The 15,556-nt window shown below is 51.6% G+C and carries 16 protein-coding genes; 9 read left to right on the top strand and 7 right to left on the bottom strand.

Annotation, left to right across the window (positions count from 1 at the left end; all coding sequences use genetic code 11):
- Positions 1 to 84 precede the first annotated feature (84 nt).
- The 4 genes from MUU47_RS07430 (at position 85) to MUU47_RS07445 (ending at position 3,761) form a co-directional block, all read left to right on the top strand.
- Positions 85 to 666 (top strand): NAD(P)H-dependent oxidoreductase, encoded by a 582-nt coding sequence (locus tag MUU47_RS07430; RefSeq protein ID WP_258987548.1) that lies wholly within the window; start codon positions 85 to 87, stop codon positions 664 to 666.
- Between the two features lie 33 nt (positions 667 to 699).
- Positions 700 to 1,014 carry a putative quinol monooxygenase gene (locus tag MUU47_RS07435; RefSeq protein WP_159759928.1) on the top strand — a complete coding sequence of 105 codons (315 nt, stop codon included), beginning with the start codon at positions 700 to 702 and terminating at the stop codon, positions 1,012 to 1,014.
- 306 nt (positions 1,015 to 1,320) lie between these two features.
- Positions 1,321 to 1,815, top strand: a complete 495-nt coding sequence (locus MUU47_RS07440; protein WP_258987549.1) for a putative pterin-binding protein — start codon at positions 1,321 to 1,323, stop codon at positions 1,813 to 1,815.
- A gap of 17 nt (positions 1,816 to 1,832) precedes the next feature.
- Positions 1,833 to 3,761, top strand: a complete 1,929-nt coding sequence (locus MUU47_RS07445) for a putative bifunctional diguanylate cyclase/phosphodiesterase (RefSeq protein WP_258987550.1) — start codon at positions 1,833 to 1,835, stop codon at positions 3,759 to 3,761.
- A 27-nt stretch (positions 3,762 to 3,788) separates the two neighbouring features.
- Here MUU47_RS07445 and catA read toward each other — a convergent pair whose 3' ends face one another.
- Entirely contained in the window at positions 3,789 to 4,466 is a 678-nt protein-coding gene (catA, locus tag MUU47_RS07450; RefSeq protein WP_258987551.1) for a type A chloramphenicol O-acetyltransferase, read from the bottom strand.
- A gap of 406 nt (positions 4,467 to 4,872) precedes the next feature.
- Here catA and MUU47_RS07455 point away from each other — a divergent pair, with 406 nt between their 5' ends.
- The gene (locus tag MUU47_RS07455) at positions 4,873 to 5,517 is read left to right on the top strand and encodes a Qnr family pentapeptide repeat protein (RefSeq protein ID WP_258987552.1); all 645 of its coding nucleotides are present in this window, start codon (positions 4,873 to 4,875) and stop codon (positions 5,515 to 5,517) included.
- Positions 5,518 to 5,624: 107 nt separating this feature from the next.
- On the opposite strand, the gene parE is transcribed toward MUU47_RS07455, so the two are convergent.
- Genes parE through nudF form a run of 5 tightly spaced genes read right to left on the bottom strand, consistent with a single transcriptional unit; the run spans position 5,625 to position 10,026 of the window.
- Positions 5,625 to 7,520: a DNA topoisomerase IV subunit B gene (parE, locus tag MUU47_RS07460; RefSeq protein WP_258987553.1), complete on the bottom strand. Its 1,896-nt coding sequence runs from the start codon at positions 7,518 to 7,520 to the stop codon at positions 5,625 to 5,627.
- Positions 7,521 to 7,547: 27 nt separating this feature from the next.
- Positions 7,548 to 8,123, bottom strand: coding sequence for an esterase YqiA (gene yqiA / locus MUU47_RS07465; RefSeq protein ID WP_110510423.1), 576 nt, complete (start codon positions 8,121 to 8,123; stop codon positions 7,548 to 7,550).
- A complete protein-coding gene (cpdA, locus tag MUU47_RS07470) occupies positions 8,123 to 8,950 on the bottom strand; it encodes a 3',5'-cyclic-AMP phosphodiesterase (RefSeq protein ID WP_110510424.1) in 828 nt (275 codons plus the stop codon). Before cpdA ends, yqiA begins: the two co-directional genes overlap by 1 nt.
- 24 nt (positions 8,951 to 8,974) lie before the next feature.
- Positions 8,975 to 9,397 carry a DUF1249 family protein gene (locus MUU47_RS07475; RefSeq protein WP_097162172.1) on the bottom strand — a complete coding sequence of 141 codons (423 nt, stop codon included), beginning with the start codon at positions 9,395 to 9,397 and terminating at the stop codon, positions 8,975 to 8,977.
- Entirely contained in the window at positions 9,394 to 10,026 is a 633-nt protein-coding gene (gene nudF / locus MUU47_RS07480; protein ID WP_258987554.1) for an ADP-ribose diphosphatase, read from the bottom strand. Before nudF ends, MUU47_RS07475 begins: the two co-directional genes overlap by 4 nt.
- 205 nt (positions 10,027 to 10,231) lie before the next feature.
- On the opposite strand from nudF, the gene tolC reads away from it, so the two are divergent.
- From tolC to MUU47_RS07495, 3 genes are all read left to right on the top strand, one after another.
- Positions 10,232 to 11,710 carry an outer membrane channel protein TolC gene (gene tolC / locus MUU47_RS07485; protein ID WP_258987555.1) on the top strand — a complete coding sequence of 493 codons (1,479 nt, stop codon included), beginning with the start codon at positions 10,232 to 10,234 and terminating at the stop codon, positions 11,708 to 11,710.
- A gap of 171 nt (positions 11,711 to 11,881) precedes the next feature.
- On the top strand, positions 11,882 to 12,550 hold the full coding sequence (locus tag MUU47_RS07490; protein ID WP_258987556.1) for a DUF1190 family protein: 669 nt from the start codon (positions 11,882 to 11,884) through the stop codon (positions 12,548 to 12,550).
- Between the two features lie 5 nt (positions 12,551 to 12,555).
- Complete coding sequence (locus MUU47_RS07495) at positions 12,556 to 13,716, top strand: glutathionylspermidine synthase family protein (RefSeq protein ID WP_258987557.1); 1,161 nt, start codon at positions 12,556 to 12,558, stop codon at positions 13,714 to 13,716.
- Between the two features lie 73 nt (positions 13,717 to 13,789).
- On the opposite strand, the gene ygiD is transcribed toward MUU47_RS07495, so the two are convergent.
- A complete protein-coding gene (gene ygiD / locus MUU47_RS07500; RefSeq protein ID WP_258987559.1) occupies positions 13,790 to 14,578 on the bottom strand; it encodes a 4,5-DOPA-extradiol-dioxygenase in 789 nt (262 codons plus the stop codon).
- Between the two features lie 196 nt (positions 14,579 to 14,774).
- Between ygiD and zupT the strand changes: the two genes are divergently transcribed.
- Positions 14,775 to 15,548 carry a zinc transporter ZupT gene (gene zupT, locus MUU47_RS07505; protein WP_258987560.1) on the top strand — a complete coding sequence of 258 codons (774 nt, stop codon included), beginning with the start codon at positions 14,775 to 14,777 and terminating at the stop codon, positions 15,546 to 15,548.
- Positions 15,549 to 15,556: the final 8 nt, after the last annotated feature.

Below are 15,556 nucleotides of genomic sequence, written 5' to 3' on the forward strand. Positions count from 1 at the left end.
CAAAAGACTTTGCACATTTTGCTGATTTCATCGTCTCGTTGCCGGCGTTACACTACCGGCAAACTTCCTTTCTAAGGCATTACGATGAGCAAGATCCTGATTATCAACGGCGGTAAAAAATTCGGTCATTCCAACGGCCAGCTGAACGACACCATGACCGAGGTCGCGGATGGTTTCCTGCGCGACGCCGGGCATGAAGTCCGTGTTGTTCGCGCCGACAGTGATTACGACGTGAAAACGGAAGTGCAAAACTTCCTGTGGGCCGACACCATTATCTGGCAGATGCCAGGCTGGTGGATGGGCGCGCCATGGACCGTGAAAAAATACATCGACGACGTGTTCACCGAAGGCCACGGCTCACTGTACGCCAGCGACGGTCGTACCCGTTCTGACGCCAGTAAAAAATACGGCTCCGGCGGCCTGATCCAGGGCAAAACCTACATGCTGTCTCTGACCTGGAATGCACCGATGGAAGCCTTCACCGAGAAAGATCAGTTCTTCCACGGCGTCGGTGTAGACGGTGCTTACCTGCCGTTCCACAAAGCCAACCAGTTCCTGGGGATGGACGCGCTGCCGACCTTTATCGCCAATGACGTGATCAAAATGCCTGACGTTCCGCGTTATGTCGCAGAATATCGCAAGCATCTTGCCGAGATTTTTGGTTAACTGACGGTCTGCATAAAAAGGAGTACGACTATCATGTTAACTGTCATTGCTGAGATCCGTACCCGTCCTGGCCAGCATCACCGTCAGGCCGTACTGGATCAGTTCGCGAAAATTATCCCAACCGTGCTGAAGGAAGAAGGCTGCCACGGCTACGCACCAATGGTCGACAATGCCGCAGGCGTGAGCTTCCAGGCCACTGCACCGGACTCCATCACCATGGTTGAGCTGTGGGAAACGGTGGCGCATCTCGAAGCGCATCTGCAAACTCCGCACATGAAAGCGTGGAGCGAAGCCGTTAAAGGCGACGTGCTGGAAAGCCACATCCGCATTCTGGAACCTGCACTGTAATTTCCCTGAATAAAATTTCAAAGCCGGATAGCGCATTATTTGTGTTGTCCGGCTTTTTTGTTTGTTTTTTTGCGCCGAGCAAAGTGGTGGCTATTTTTTGCACAGGTGCGCCACTATTTTGTTTATATCAAATAATGGCATCAACTCCCCTTAATCAATATAAAAAGTAAGTGTTTTTAACCGCTTGATTTTGATGGGTTAAAATATTGGCAACAGGATTGCTGTAATAATAGCCCTGGCGCATATATAAATAGCACAGTAACTAAATTATAATTCTTTAACATCCGGTTGATATGCGAGGTCAGAATGCGGTTAATTGTCATGCTGTTAAGCTTTGTGCTCTCCACACAGGTCTGGGCGGGTGAGTTTTCCAAACCTGCCGGTAAAGTCCTTTTAACGCTATCTGGTAATATCGAAAATACAAATGAAGGTGGAAAAGCCGTTTTTGATCTCGCCAGCCTTGAGAAACTGGGGATGGTCAGTTTTCAGACCACTTCTCCCTGGTATGATGGCCGCACGACCTTTACGGGTATTCCACTGCAAAAGCTCATGGATTATGTCGGGTCGAAAGGTTCTGTTGTTAAGATCACTGCGCTCAATGACTACACCACCGAAATCCCTCTCAATGATTTTAAGAAATACAACGTTATCCTTGCGCTAAAAATCAACGGAGAATATATGCGTATCCGTGATAAAGGCCCGTTGTTTGTTGTCTACCCCTATGACAGCATCCCTGAACTGAATAATCAGATTTATTATTCAAGGTCAGCCTGGCAGGTCAGCAGAATGAAGATTGAGTAAGGGATCATAAGACCAACATGAACAGAATTCTGGCTGGCATCATTTTATTCCTGTTTATATCGACCGCGTATATCTCTTTCCTTGTCCATGAAAGACAGCAAGAGTTACAGAAACTGACTCATTACGCCGCTTCGTGGTCTGCAGCACAGATAGTTTCAGAATATTACCGGTTCGAATCGTTGCTTGGTCTTTACACTATTGATAAGACAATGACGCTGGATGATGTGCGTATGCGTCTCGACATTATGCTCAGCCAGAGTGATTTAATGAAACAAGGTGATCTGCGCAATTACATAGAAAGTAATAAATCCCATTATGCACTGGCTCAACAGCTTGAAAAGACACTGGAGTATCTGGATATTCATCTTGAGAAAATGAACCGTTCAGAAATCCAGGCATATCTGAAAAAAATGCAGACGCTTGATGCACAACTGAGTCGTCTGTCGTCTGGCGCTTTAGACAGGGATATCAACTCGATTAATGACGCCAACTTCAAAATTAAAACCCTGTACTATATTTATTCAGCGACATCTGTATTGTTGATAATAATGAGTGCGATACTGGGCGTACTGATATTTTATCAAAACAGAAATATTCTGAAGGCTCATCTTCAGGTAAAGAGTCTTGCTGAAGCACTGCAGGAATCTAAAGAAAAACTGCAACTCCAGAATGCAAAACTGGAGTATGACGTCTACCATGACTCTCTGACAGAGATGAATAACCGTCATTTCTTCTGGGGAAATTTAAATGAAACCATCGAAGCCGCAGTAAAAAATAATAATACTGTGAATGTGATGTTGTTTGATTTAGATCGATTCAAGGAGGTCAATGATACGTATGGTCATGATGTCGGTGATATGTTATTACGCCAGATATCACAGCGCCTTATTTCGATGGGCATGACTTCCGATACGCTTTATCGTTTAGGCGGGGATGAATTTGCGTTTCTTTCGAGTGGCCTGACGGAAAACAGTGCCGTGTCACGCGCCCAAAATATATGCGATGCTATTAACCAGCCCTATTCTATTTATAATACGATTATCAATATCACCACCAGCGTCGGCATTGTCATCTCAGACACTGAACGCCGCTCCGACTACCTCTATAAATTTGCCGATCTGGCCCTTTATGAAGCCAAAAAGGAAGGCGCGGGTAAGATAAAAGTCTTCCGGCAATGGATGTTAGATAAGCTGCAAGAAAGCCGAACCCTTGAGCATGATATGGCGCTGGCGTTAGTGAATAAAGAATTCGTGGTTTATTATCAGCCTATTGTCGATTCTTTCAGCCAGGAGATTTACAGCTATGAAGCCCTTATTCGTTGGATACATCCTCTGAAAGGCCTCCTGTCGCCGGACAGCTTTATTCCTGTGGCTGAAAAAACAGGAATGATTAACGAGATGGGGAAATTGGTGCTTGAAATGGCCTGCCGGGAAGCCGCTTCCTGGGTGATTCCAGCTAAAATTTCAGTCAACGTTTCTCCTGTCCAGCTAAGCAGCAAAGCCTTTGCCGGAATCGTGCTGTCCATTCTGAACGAGACAGGGCTTCCTGCTGAGCGTCTTGAACTGGAAGTGACTGAATCCTCGCTCTTTACTGAGAGCAATACGCCGATGAATACGCTGAACACGTTGCGGGCTCTGGGGGTGAACATCTCCATCGATGATTTTGGTACCGGTTATTCTTCTCTTTCGCGCCTCAGCAGGCTTGCCTTCGATAAAATCAAAATAGACAAATCCTTTGTGCAGTCGATATCGACCCAGGAAGATGCCCTTAATATCATCAGGCTCATCACCGGCATGGCGAAATCCCTCAATATGAAGGCCGTTGCGGAAGGTGTTGAAACACAGGAGCAGCTGGAAAGTCTTAAGTTGCTGGGCTGTGATTTCACACAAGGCTATCTATTTGGTAAACCTCAGCCTTATATAGATGGAAAAATCAGATACGGTTAAAAGGAGGTCTACAAGACGTCTGGCGCATCAAGTATTGAACGCCTCTGAAAGGTGCCGTATATCATTACTGATCTCTTGTAACTCATTGATAAGCCTTGCCACATGGAAACCATCGCACACGGAATGATGTACCTGAACGGCGAGCGGCAACACGATTTTTCCATCTTGTTCGTAGTATTTTCCCAACGTGAACATGGGCGCAAAAAAGTTCTTCATGTTAGCGACGTTGACATTAAAACTGGTAAAACTTACCCAGGGAATAGCCGATACGAAAAATATATTTCCCGGAGACTTCCCTTTCGGCCAATAAGAAAGATTATTACCATAGCGTGCAACGTCTTCTGAATAAACGCCCTGGAAGTGATGAATATTGCCATCGTAGTGACTCCATAACGATGAAAAGGTCTCTGTTTCATTATGGAAAATGGTATAGCTTGGATGAACCTCATTCCATATGACAAGCTCGTTATTCTTCATGGCCATACGGAACTCCGCATGACTGTTTACGACTTTAGAAAGGAGGAAAATAATAGTAGGATAAAATTTCCAGCCAACTTCTCTTACATATTTTAGCAGCGCGGTAATATCTACCAGGACAGTTTGGTTAAATGTACTTTGAGCAAATGACTGGAATACCTCAAAATGCTCCTTCCTTGCCCAACGAGATAAGTCAACAGGTGTATATTCCAGGGGTGTTTTTCCCATTTTTTAACCTTTGATTAAAATGATAGTTCAGATGTTAGTCTACGTTTTTATGGATGACTATCTGGCAAAGTATTTGCATGTTTAATGTCCGCTTCACGCCCTGAGACATTCGACAATCTTCAAGCACAAAAAATGCCACTACAAATTAAAAAAACACACTCATCCCGCTCTCAACCCTCAATGTAGCCCTCCACGCCACCACAGGCAATACGCCAGACGAATAGAAAACCAATACCCCGGTGGCGCTGCGCTTACCGGGGCTACAACATCACGTCCTCGTAGGCCCGTGCCAACGAAGTGCCGCCGGGCAATTCGCTACACAAACCCCGTACTGGAAGGGTGGCCCGCGACGTTAAATTCGTTTACCATGCCCCTGCTCACTGTATAAAAAAACAGGTTTATTCCTATGACACTCACGCTGACCGCCGAAAAAATTGAAAGAAACCGCTTCACGGGTGCAAAAATTGAACACAGCACGTTTCATCACTGCGATTTTTCTGGCGCTGACCTGACCGGCACTGAGTTTATCGGCTGTCAGTTTTATGACCGCGAAAATCAAAAAGGCTGTAATTTCAGCCGCGCTATTCTGAAAGATGCGATTTTCAAAGATTGTGATTTATCGATGGCGGACTTTAGGAATGCCAGTGCCTTGGGGATCGAAATTCGTGGCTGTCGCGCTCAGGGCGCAGATTTTCGCGGCACCAGTTTTAGGAATATGATTACGACACGCACTTGGTTTTGCAGCGCCTATATTACGAAGACCAACCTTAGCTATGCCAATTTTTCGAAGGCCGTGCTTGAGAAGTGTGAGTTGTGGGAAAACCGTTGGAATGGAACCCAGATCCTGGGCGCAACGTTCAGTGGTTCAGACCTCTCCGGCGGGGAGTTTTCTTCGTTTGATTGGCGTGCTGCCAACGTGACGCATTGCGATCTGACCAACTCAGAATTGGGTGATTTAGATGTGCGGAGTGTTGATTTACAAGGCGTCAAACTGGATAGCTATCAGGTGTCACTGATAATGGAGAGGCTTGGGGTCGCGATTATCGGCTAGCCAAACCATTTTAAGCCAAAAGCCCGGTGACGCAAAGGCTTACCAGACCTACTGCGGGCGTAAAAAAACCGGCGCATTCGCCGGTTTTTTACATCTGCTCACCCGAATCAGGCTTCCAGATCTGCCATGTCGCCTTTTTCCTGCAACCAATTACGGCGGTCTTCGGAACGTTTTTTGGCGAGCAGCATATCCATCATCGCATCAGTCTTTTGATCGGATTCATCGTCGATATACAGCTGCACCAGGCGGCGCGTGTTCGGATCGAGCGTCGTTTCACGCAACTGGAGTGGGTTCATTTCACCCAAACCTTTAAACCGCTGAACGTTCGGTTTACCTTTCTTGCGTTTCAGCTGGTCCAGAACGCCTTCTTTTTCCTGCTCGTCGAGTGCGTAAAAGACCTCTTTGCCGAGGTCGATACGATACAGCGGCGGCATGGCTACGTAGACGTGTCCGGCTTTCACCACGTGGCGGAAGTGTTTCACGAACAGCGCACACAGCAGCGTGGCAATGTGCAGACCATCGGAGTCCGCATCCGCGAGGATACAGATCTTGCCGTAACGCAGCTGGCTAAGATCGTCGCTGTCCGGATCGATGCCGATCGCCACGGAAATGTCATGCACTTCTTGCGAGGCCAGTACTTCATCGGACGACACTTCCCATGTGTTGAGGATCTTACCCTTCAGCGGCATGATCGCCTGATATTCACGGTCGCGCGCCTGTTTAGCAGAACCGCCCGCTGAGTCCCCTTCTACGAGGAACAGTTCGGTGCGATTGAGATCCTGCGCGGTACAGTCGGCCAGTTTGCCCGGCAGCGCGGGGCCGCTGGTCAGTTTCTTACGCACCACTTTTTTAGCGGCTCGCAGACGGCGCTGTGCGCTGGAAACGGCCATTTCGGCGAGCATTTCTGCCGCCTGGATGTTCTGGTTCAGCCACAGACTGAAGGCATCTTTCACTACGCCTGACACGAATGCCGCGCACTGACGAGAAGAGAGACGCTCTTTGGTCTGTCCGGCGAACTGCGGATCCTGCATTTTCACTGACAGCACGTAAGCGCAGCGATCCCAGATATCTTCCGCCGAGAGCTTCACGCCGCGCGGCAGAATATTGCGGTACTCACAGAACTCGCGCATGGCGTCAAGCAGGCCCTGACGCAGACCGTTGACATGCGTGCCGCCCTGCATGGTTGGGATCAGGTTGACGTAGCTTTCAGTCAGCAGCTCGCCGCCTTCCGGCAGCCACAGTAGCGCCCAGTCCACCGCCTCAGTGTCACCGGCAAAGCTGCCCACAAACGGCTTTTCTGGCAGCAACGGCAGGCCGTTGACGGCTTCGCACAGATAGTCGTTCAGACCGTCGGCGTAGCACCACGTCTGCTCGCTATTGTTCACTTTGTCTTTGAAGACGATTTCTACGCCGGGGCACAGAACCGCTTTCGCTTTCAGCAGGTGCGACAAGCGAGAAACGGAGAAACGCGGGCTGTCGAAGAAGCTTTCATCCGGCCAGAAATGGACGCTGGTGCCGGTGTTACGTTTGCCGACCGTGCCGGTGACGTGCAGATCTTCCACTTTCTCGCCATTTTCAAAGGCCATGGTGTAAATCTGTCCGTCGCGACGCACGTTCACTTCCACGCGTTTTGACAGGGCGTTAACCACCGAAATCCCTACGCCGTGCAGGCCGCCAGAAAACTGGTAGTTTTTATTGGAAAATTTACCGCCCGCGTGCAGACGACAGAAAATCAGTTCTATCGCCGGCACACCCTCTTCCGGGTGAATATCGACCGGCATACCGCGACCATCGTCGATAACTTCCAGCGACTGATCGGCATGTAAAATAACTTCCACGCGCTTGGCGTGGCCCGCCAGTGCCTCATCCACACTGTTATCAATAACTTCCTGACCCAAATGGTTAGGACGAGTGGTATCGGTGTACATCCCTGGGCGGCGGCGAACCGGCTCAAGCCCGGTGAGTACCTCAATGGCATCAGCGTTGTAAGAAGATTGCGTCATGGTTTTTTCACGAGTAGTGAGGGCCGACTAACGCAGCCCCAGAAAATCGATAATCTGTGTGAAATGATCTTCAAAGCCGATAAAGGCATGATTTCCGCCCTCCTCGACTGTTTGACGGCAGGAGGCGTAGTAATCCACTGCCTGGCGATAATCGAGCACTTCATCACCCGTCTGCTGTAGCAACCAGAGCAAATCCGGTGCTTCGAGCGGGTCAATTTGCATCACTTTCAGATCGTAAATATGGCGTGACTCTAGCACATATTGTTCCCCGGTGTAGGGATTCTCATTGTGACCGAGATAGCCGGAGAGTAGCTCAAACGGACGCACTGCCGGATTGACGACCACGGCAGGCAGCATGAAACATTGCGACAGCCAGGTGCCGTAATAGCCACCCAGTGACGAGCCCACAATACCCAGCGGTTCACCGCCGTGTTGCAGGACAAGTTTCTCCAACAGTTCCGCGGCTTCTGCCGGAAACGCCGGCAGCTGCGGGATGACCATCTCAATGTCCGGATGGTTTTCGGCAAGCCACGACTTCATTGCCGTCGCCTTCGCCGAACGCGGTGAGCTGTTAAACCCGTGGAGATAAAGAAGCGTAGACATCAGTATCCTTCTGAAGCGGTGTCCGGGCGGAACTCCGCGCCATCCAGGCGGCAAACTTCGGTGGTAAGCGTGCCATCAGCATGCAATTCCAGCCAGCGCCAGCCAGGAGCAATGGTATCCAGCGTAAAGTTCGCGCAGTGCGGTTTGAACTGTACACAGGTGGACGGCGTGGCCATCATGCGACGCCCGTTCCAGTCAACGTCCATTTCCTGGTGGATATGGCCGCAGAGTAAATTTTTCACCCGAGGGAAACGCATTAATACACGATCAAGCGCGCCAGCATTACGCAGGCTGTGCTGATCGAGCCAGCTGCACCCGGCCGGAAGCGGATGATGATGCAGCAGCAATAGCGTGAAACGCTCGGGGGTTTCGGTCAGACGCTGTTCCAGCCATTCGAGCTGAAACTCGCTTAACTCGCCGTGTGGGACGCCGAAAACCTGGCTGTCGAGCATCAAAACTTGCCAGTGGTCGCCTGCGAAAACGCGTTTGACCGGGGAAATTCCGGCGTCCTGCAACGCGCTGTACATGGCTGGCTGAAAATCGTGGTTACCGGGTAACCAGACGCAGGGTGCGTCGAAGCCCGCGATGCCTTCAGCAAAGTGCTGATAAGCCGCAGACGAGTGATCCTGTGCTAAATCTCCGGTGGCGACCACGAGATCGCATTCACGCTGCGAGGCGCGGATGGCCGCCAGAACGGCCTGGTAACTGTCCCAGGTGTTCACCCCTAACAACGTTTCATGCTTTTCAGCAAACAGGTGAGTATCAGTAATTTGTAAGACTCTGACCCTGGCCTCACCAGCCAGTGAGAGATTTAACAGGCTTTCCAAATGGTGTCCTTTGGTTTCACGACGCTAACAAACCGGAATCGCCATCGCTCCATGTGCTAAACAGTACCTCAGCCAATCGGCCAAAAACTGGTTAATTTGATGCTTTTCGTCGCGTTGATGCAACTTTTTATTCGGGTAATCATACCGTGCTTTGAAGCGAAAAATCTGCTGACTCGAACACACTTCAGCCACCATCGCATCATGGTACAGGCGCACCGTCATTGACGGCAGGCTCCAATAACTGACCGCAGGCACCGTCTGTTCTATTTCCACCAGAGTAGTGTAGCGGGTCGATTCGCTGATCGTTAACCGGTATTGCGCATTGGCCACCTGATAGCTCACCGTTTCGCCGGGTGCGTCCGTTTGAGGCAGCAGGCGGCGTAGCTGTGCGAAGTTGGTTTCGCACAGACGCATCATTTCTGGGAAGTCAGGTGTATAGCGCTTCATTTTGTCCACTCGTTTCGTAATGCCTGATAATGCAATTGCAGCCATTGCAGGGCGATGACAGAGGCTGCGTTATCGATTTTTCCCTCTTCAACCCACTGGTATGCCTGTTCCCTGCTTACCACATGCACCCGAATATCTTCGTGCTCATCTGCCAGACCGTGAATACCTTGCGCAGTCGAGGCGTCCACTTCACCCGCCAGGATGGTTAAGCGCTCGCTGGTACCACCGGGGCTCGCCAGGTAACTCAGCATAGGTTTGACGCGTTTGACGTCCAGACCCGCTTCTTCCACCGCTTCGCGACGCGCCACGTCTTCTGGACTTTCACCCTCTTCAATCATCCCGGCAACCATTTCCATCAGCCACGGGCTTTCGCTGGTATCAAATGCGGCGATGCGAATCTGTTCCACCAGCACCACTTCATCACGCACTGGGTCAAAGGGTAGCAAGACTGCGGCGTGACCGCGCTCAAAAATTTCTCGTCGCACTTCACCGCTCATTTCGCCGTTAAACAAACGATGACGAAAACGGTACATGTCTAACGAAAAAAAACCGCTATAAAGCGTTTCCCGTGCAATAATTTCAACATCGTTTTTGGCGTAAGTTACGACAGATTGCTTTTTTCTGGTCATCGTTAATGTCCTGGGCTGTAAAGTGGTGACGAAATCGGGGATTTCAGGTCTCTATGGCTACTGTTTTATGTAGGCTGTGGTAGATTGGTGCAAATTAACGCCAGATGGCACGATACGCCAACTTTTTACGCGGGCGGACTCTGGTACAATCGACAAATCTTTTTGAATTAGATCAGCGCTAAATGCTTCACAACAAGGAATGCAAATGAAGAAATTGCTCCCCATCCTTATCGGCTTGAGCCTGACGGGCTTCAGCGCAGTGAGCCATGCGGAAAACCTGTTGCAGGTTTATCAGCAGGCACGTTTGAGCAACCCAGACCTGCGTAAGTCCGCGGCCGATCGTGATGCTGCATTCGAAAAAATTAACGAAGCACGCAGCCCATTACTACCGCAGCTCGGTTTAGGTGCAGATTATACCTACACCAATGGCTTTCGCGATAACAACGGTATCAACTCCAACGAAACCAGCGCAGCATTAACGTTAACGCAGACCATTTTTGACATGTCAAAATGGCGCGCGCTGACGCTGCAAGAAAAAAGCGCCGGTATCCAGGATGTCACCTATCAGACAGACCAGCAAACGTTGATCCTGAACACCGCAACAGCCTACTTCAACGTGTTGAGTGCGATCGACTCGCTCTCCTTCACTGAAGCGAACAAACAAGCGGTTTACCGTCAGTTAGACCAGACGACCCAGCGTTTTAACGTGGGCCTGGTGGCTATCACTGACGTGCAAAACGCCCGTTCACAGTACGACACCGTGCTGGCGAACGAAGTGACCGCGCGTAATAACCTCGACAACGCCGTTGAACAGCTGCGTCAGGTCACTGGTAACTACTATCCGGAGCTGTCTTCACTGAATGTCAGCACCTTAAAAATGGATAAGCCGCAACCGGTGAATGCGCTGCTGAAAGAAGCAGAAGGCCGCAACCTCGCGTTGTTGCAGGCTCGTCTGAGCCAGGACCTGGCCCGTGAGCAGATTCGCTACGCGGAAACCGGTCACATGCCAACCGTTGGCCTGACCGCGTCTACCGGCGTGTCTGACACCAGCTACGACGGCAACAACGCTACAAGTACCCAGTATACTGACCGTAATATCGGTCAGAATCAGATTGGCCTGAACTTCAATCTGCCGCTGTACAGCGGCGGCTCGGTGACCTCGCAGGTGAAACAGGCGCAGTACAACTTCGTCGGTGCCAGCGAGCAGCTCGAAAGCGCACACCGTAACGTCGTTCAGACCGTGCGTTCGTCCTTCAACAACATCAATGCGTCCATCAGCAGCATCAACGCCTACAAACAGGCCGTTGTTTCTGCGCAGAGTTCTTTAGACGCAATGGAAGCAGGCTACCAGGTCGGTACCCGTACCATCGTTGATGTGTTGGACGCGACCACTACGCTGTATAACGCGAAGCAGCAGCTCTCCAGCGCGCGTTATAGCTACCTGATTAACCAGCTGAACGTCAAGTCAGCTCTGGGTACGCTTAACGAGAACGATCTGTTGGCCCTGAATGGCACCCTCGGTAAAGCAGTTTCCACTTCGCCGGAAGCGGTAGCCCCAGAGAATGCCCAGCAGGACGCTAATGCCGATGGTTACAATGGCGCGAGCGCGGCTCCGGCTACACAGCCGGCCGCACAGCGTACAAGCACCACCACCAGCAACAGTTCTAACCCGTTCAAAAACTGATTCGGGCAGCCCCGGCGACACCGTTCGCCGGGGTTAAATCACTTTCCGCTCTCCCCCGCAAAAATAAACGTAAGGCAACGTAAAGATCCCCTCCTCCTGCCTCTCATCGCTTCAATTTCAACCACTCATCCACTATCCTGAGCGCTACCACTGGGTCCAGGATGAAAGATAATGAAACGGACAAAAACAATTAATCACGCTTCGTTCCGCAAGAACTGGGGCGCACGCCATCTGACGCCAGTTGCGTTGGCGATCACCGCCGTATTTATGCTCTCTGGCTGTGAAAAAACTGACGAAACGGTGTCGATGTATCAGAACGCCGATGACTGCTCGAGCGCTAACCCAGGCAAAAGCGCTGAATGTACCGCGTCATACAACAACGCGCTGAAAGAAGCCGAACGTACCGCACCGAAATACGCCAGCCGTGAAGACTGTATCGCCGAATTCGGTGAAGGCCAGTGCCAGCAAGCTCCTGCTCAGGCAGGTATGGTACCTGAAGGACAGCAGGCGCAGGCTCAAAGCAGCGGCAGCTTCTGGATGCCGCTAATGGCTGGCTACATGATGGGCCGCATGATGAGCGGTTCAGGCTTCCAGCAGCAACCGCTGTTCAGCTCGAAGAATCCAAAAAGTCCGGCCTACGGCCAATACACCGATGCCAGCGGCAAAGGTTATGGCGCAGCGCAGTCGGGCCGTACCATGAACGTGCCTAAAACAGCGATGGCGCCAAAACCGGCCACCACCAACACCGTGACACGCGGCGGCTTTGGTGAGTCCGTTGCTAAACAGTCCACCATGCAGCGCAGCGCTTCCGGCACATCTTCTCGTTCAATGGGCGGCTAATCGCCATGGAAAGAGTCAGCATTGTCGAGCGCCCGGACTGGCGCGAAAAAGCCACCGAATATGGCTTCAATTTTCACACCATGTATGGCGAGCCGTACTGGTGTGAAGATGCGTACTACAAACTCACCCTCGAGCAGGTTGAAAAGCTGGAAGACGTGACCGCCGAGCTGCACCAGATGTGCCTGAAAGTGGTGGAGCGTGTGGTCGCCAGCGACGAGCTGTTGACCAAATTCCGCATTCCGAAACACACCTGGAGCTTCGTGCGTCAGGCGTGGCAAACACAGCAACCTTCGCTTTATTCTCGCCTCGATCTGGCATGGGATGGCAAAGGCGAACCTAAGCTGCTGGAAAACAACGCCGACACACCAACGTCGCTGTACGAGGCGGCTTTCTTCCAGTGGATCTGGCTCGAAGATCAGCAGAATGCGGGCAACCTGCCCGCAGGCAGCGATCAGTTCAACAGCCTGCAGGAAAAGCTGATTGAGCGTTTCGCTGAGCTGCGCGAACAGCACGGTTTCGGCCTGCTGCATTTTGCCTGCTGCCGCGATACCACCGAAGACCGTGGCACCGTGCAGTATTTGCAGGACTGCGCCAATGAAGGTGGCGTGGCGAGCGAATTCCTGTATATCGAAGATATCGGGCTTGGCGAAAAAGGTCAGTTCACCGACACCCAGGATCAGGTTATTGGCAACCTGTTCAAGCTCTACCCGTGGGAATACATGCTGCGCGAGATTTTCTCCACCAAGCTGGAGGATGCAGGCGTTCGCTGGCTTGAACCGGCCTGGAAAAGCATCATATCTAACAAAGCGCTGCTGCCAATGCTGTGGGAAATGTTCCCGGATCACCCCAATCTACTGCCCGCGTATTTTGCCGAAGACAGCTATCCCCCGATGGATAAATACGTCATCAAGCCGATTTTCTCGCGCGAAGGCGCCAACGTATCGATTGTTGAAAACGGCAAGGTGGTTGAAGCCGTGGAAGGGCCATACGGCGAAGAAGGAATGATCGTTCAGCAGTTCTATGAACTGCCGAAGTTTGGCGACAGCTTCACGCTGATCGGCAGCTGGCTCATCAACGATCAGCCAGCCGGGATCGGCATTCGTGAAGACCGGGCGTTGATCACTCAGGATCTGTCCCGTTTCTATCCGCATATTTTTGTGGAGTAATGTGTACCCGGCGGCGCACGCTTGCCGGGCCTACTCGTCTTTGTAGGCCTGGTCAGTGTAGCGCCACCAGGCATTAACCAATCTGCACCGACAGCATACTCAAACTGCCCATCTCGATCCCATCGGTCGGCAACGTCATCGGCTCTTTTCCGTCCCACGCACCCAGCACGTACAACAATGGCAGATAATGATCCGCAGTCGGGTTCGACAGCGATCCGCCTTCATGGTCGAGATAATTCACCAACGGGTGCGCTTCCGTCGGACCTTGCCAGGTGAGATTGTCTTTCACAAATTCATTGAACGATGTCGCCCATGGATACGGCGTATTTTCGCCATGCCAGCGTGCGGTGCGCAGGTTGTGAACCACGTTGCCGCTTGCCACCAGCATAATGCCTTCTTCACGCAGTGAGGCCAGTTTGCGGCCCATTTCCATATGCCAGGCCGGTGGTTTGGTGCTGTCGATACTGAGCTGAACCATCGGGATATCGGCATCCGGATACATTTTAATTAAAACGCCCCATGAACCGTGGTCAAATCCCCAGGCTTCTTTATCCAGCGCTACCGGCACCGGGGCCAGCAGCTCAACCAGTCGCTGCGCCAGTTCCGGCGAACCTGGCGCCGGGTAATGTGTGTCGTACAGTGCCTGCGGAAAACCACCGAAATCATGAATGGTTTTTGGCGCTTCCATCGCCGTGACGCCTGTCCCGCGAGTAAACCAGTGCGCGGAAATCGCCACGATCGCTTTCGGGCGCGGCAGCGTTTCGCCGAGATGCTGCCAGGCACGGGTGTACACGTTATCTTCCAGCACGTTCATCGGACTACCGTGACCCAAAAACAGTGCTGGCATACGGGAAGAAGACATGATGATATCCTTACAGGAACAGTCGATTTGATGGTTCTACATTACGCGTTTTCGGGCAGGGATGAACTCAGATAACAGTGATGAAGATCATCAGGAAATTTGAATGTAAGGACACGTAAAAGCGCCATCTCCCCTCTCGCTTTCGGGGCAATGGATCTTTACTATAAATGATAATCATTATCATGAAGGAGTTTTCATGTCAGTACCTTTGATCCTGACCTTACTCGCTGGTGGGGCCACCTTCATTGGGGCTGTCCTGGGTGTTATCGGCCAAAAACCCTCCAACCGCGTACTCGCGTTTTCCCTCGGCTTCGCCGCGGGCATCATGCTGCTTATCTCATTGATGGAAATGCTGCCTGCCGCACTCGGCACTCAAGGCATGTCGCCGGTGCTCGGCTACGGCATGTTCGTGGTGGGTCTGCTGGGATATTTTGCCCTCGACCGAATGCTGCCCCACGCGCACGCGCAAGATTTAATACAGGGCGATAAAGCCGTGATGCCGCGCAATTTGCGCCGCACCGCCATTCTGCTGACGCTCGGTATCAGCCTGCACAACTTCCCGGAAGGCGTGGCGACCTACGTTACCGCCAGCAGTAATCTGGAGCTCGGTTTTGGTATTGCGCTGGCAGTTGCGCTGCACAATATTCCAGAAGGTCTCGCAGTAGCCGGGCCAGTTTATGCGGCAACGGGTTCTAAGCGGAAAGCAGTATTTTGGGCAGGCGTGTCCGGAATGGCTGAAATTCTTGGCGGCGTACTGGCGTGGCTGATTCTGGGCTCGCTGGTTTCACCGGTGGTGATGGCCGCTATCATGGCTGCGGTGGCCGGTATTATGGTGGCGCTGTCGGTAGATGAATTGATGCCGCTGGCGAAAGAAATCGACCCACACAACAACCCAAGCTACGGCGTGCTGTGCGGCATGTCGGTGATGGGGCTCAGTCTGGTGCTGCTTCAGTCGATGGATTTCGCCTGATACTCTGA

This window comes from Scandinavium hiltneri (genome assembly GCF_024764835.1).
In the GTDB taxonomy this organism is placed as follows: Bacteria; Pseudomonadota; Gammaproteobacteria; order Enterobacterales; family Enterobacteriaceae; genus Scandinavium; species Scandinavium hiltneri.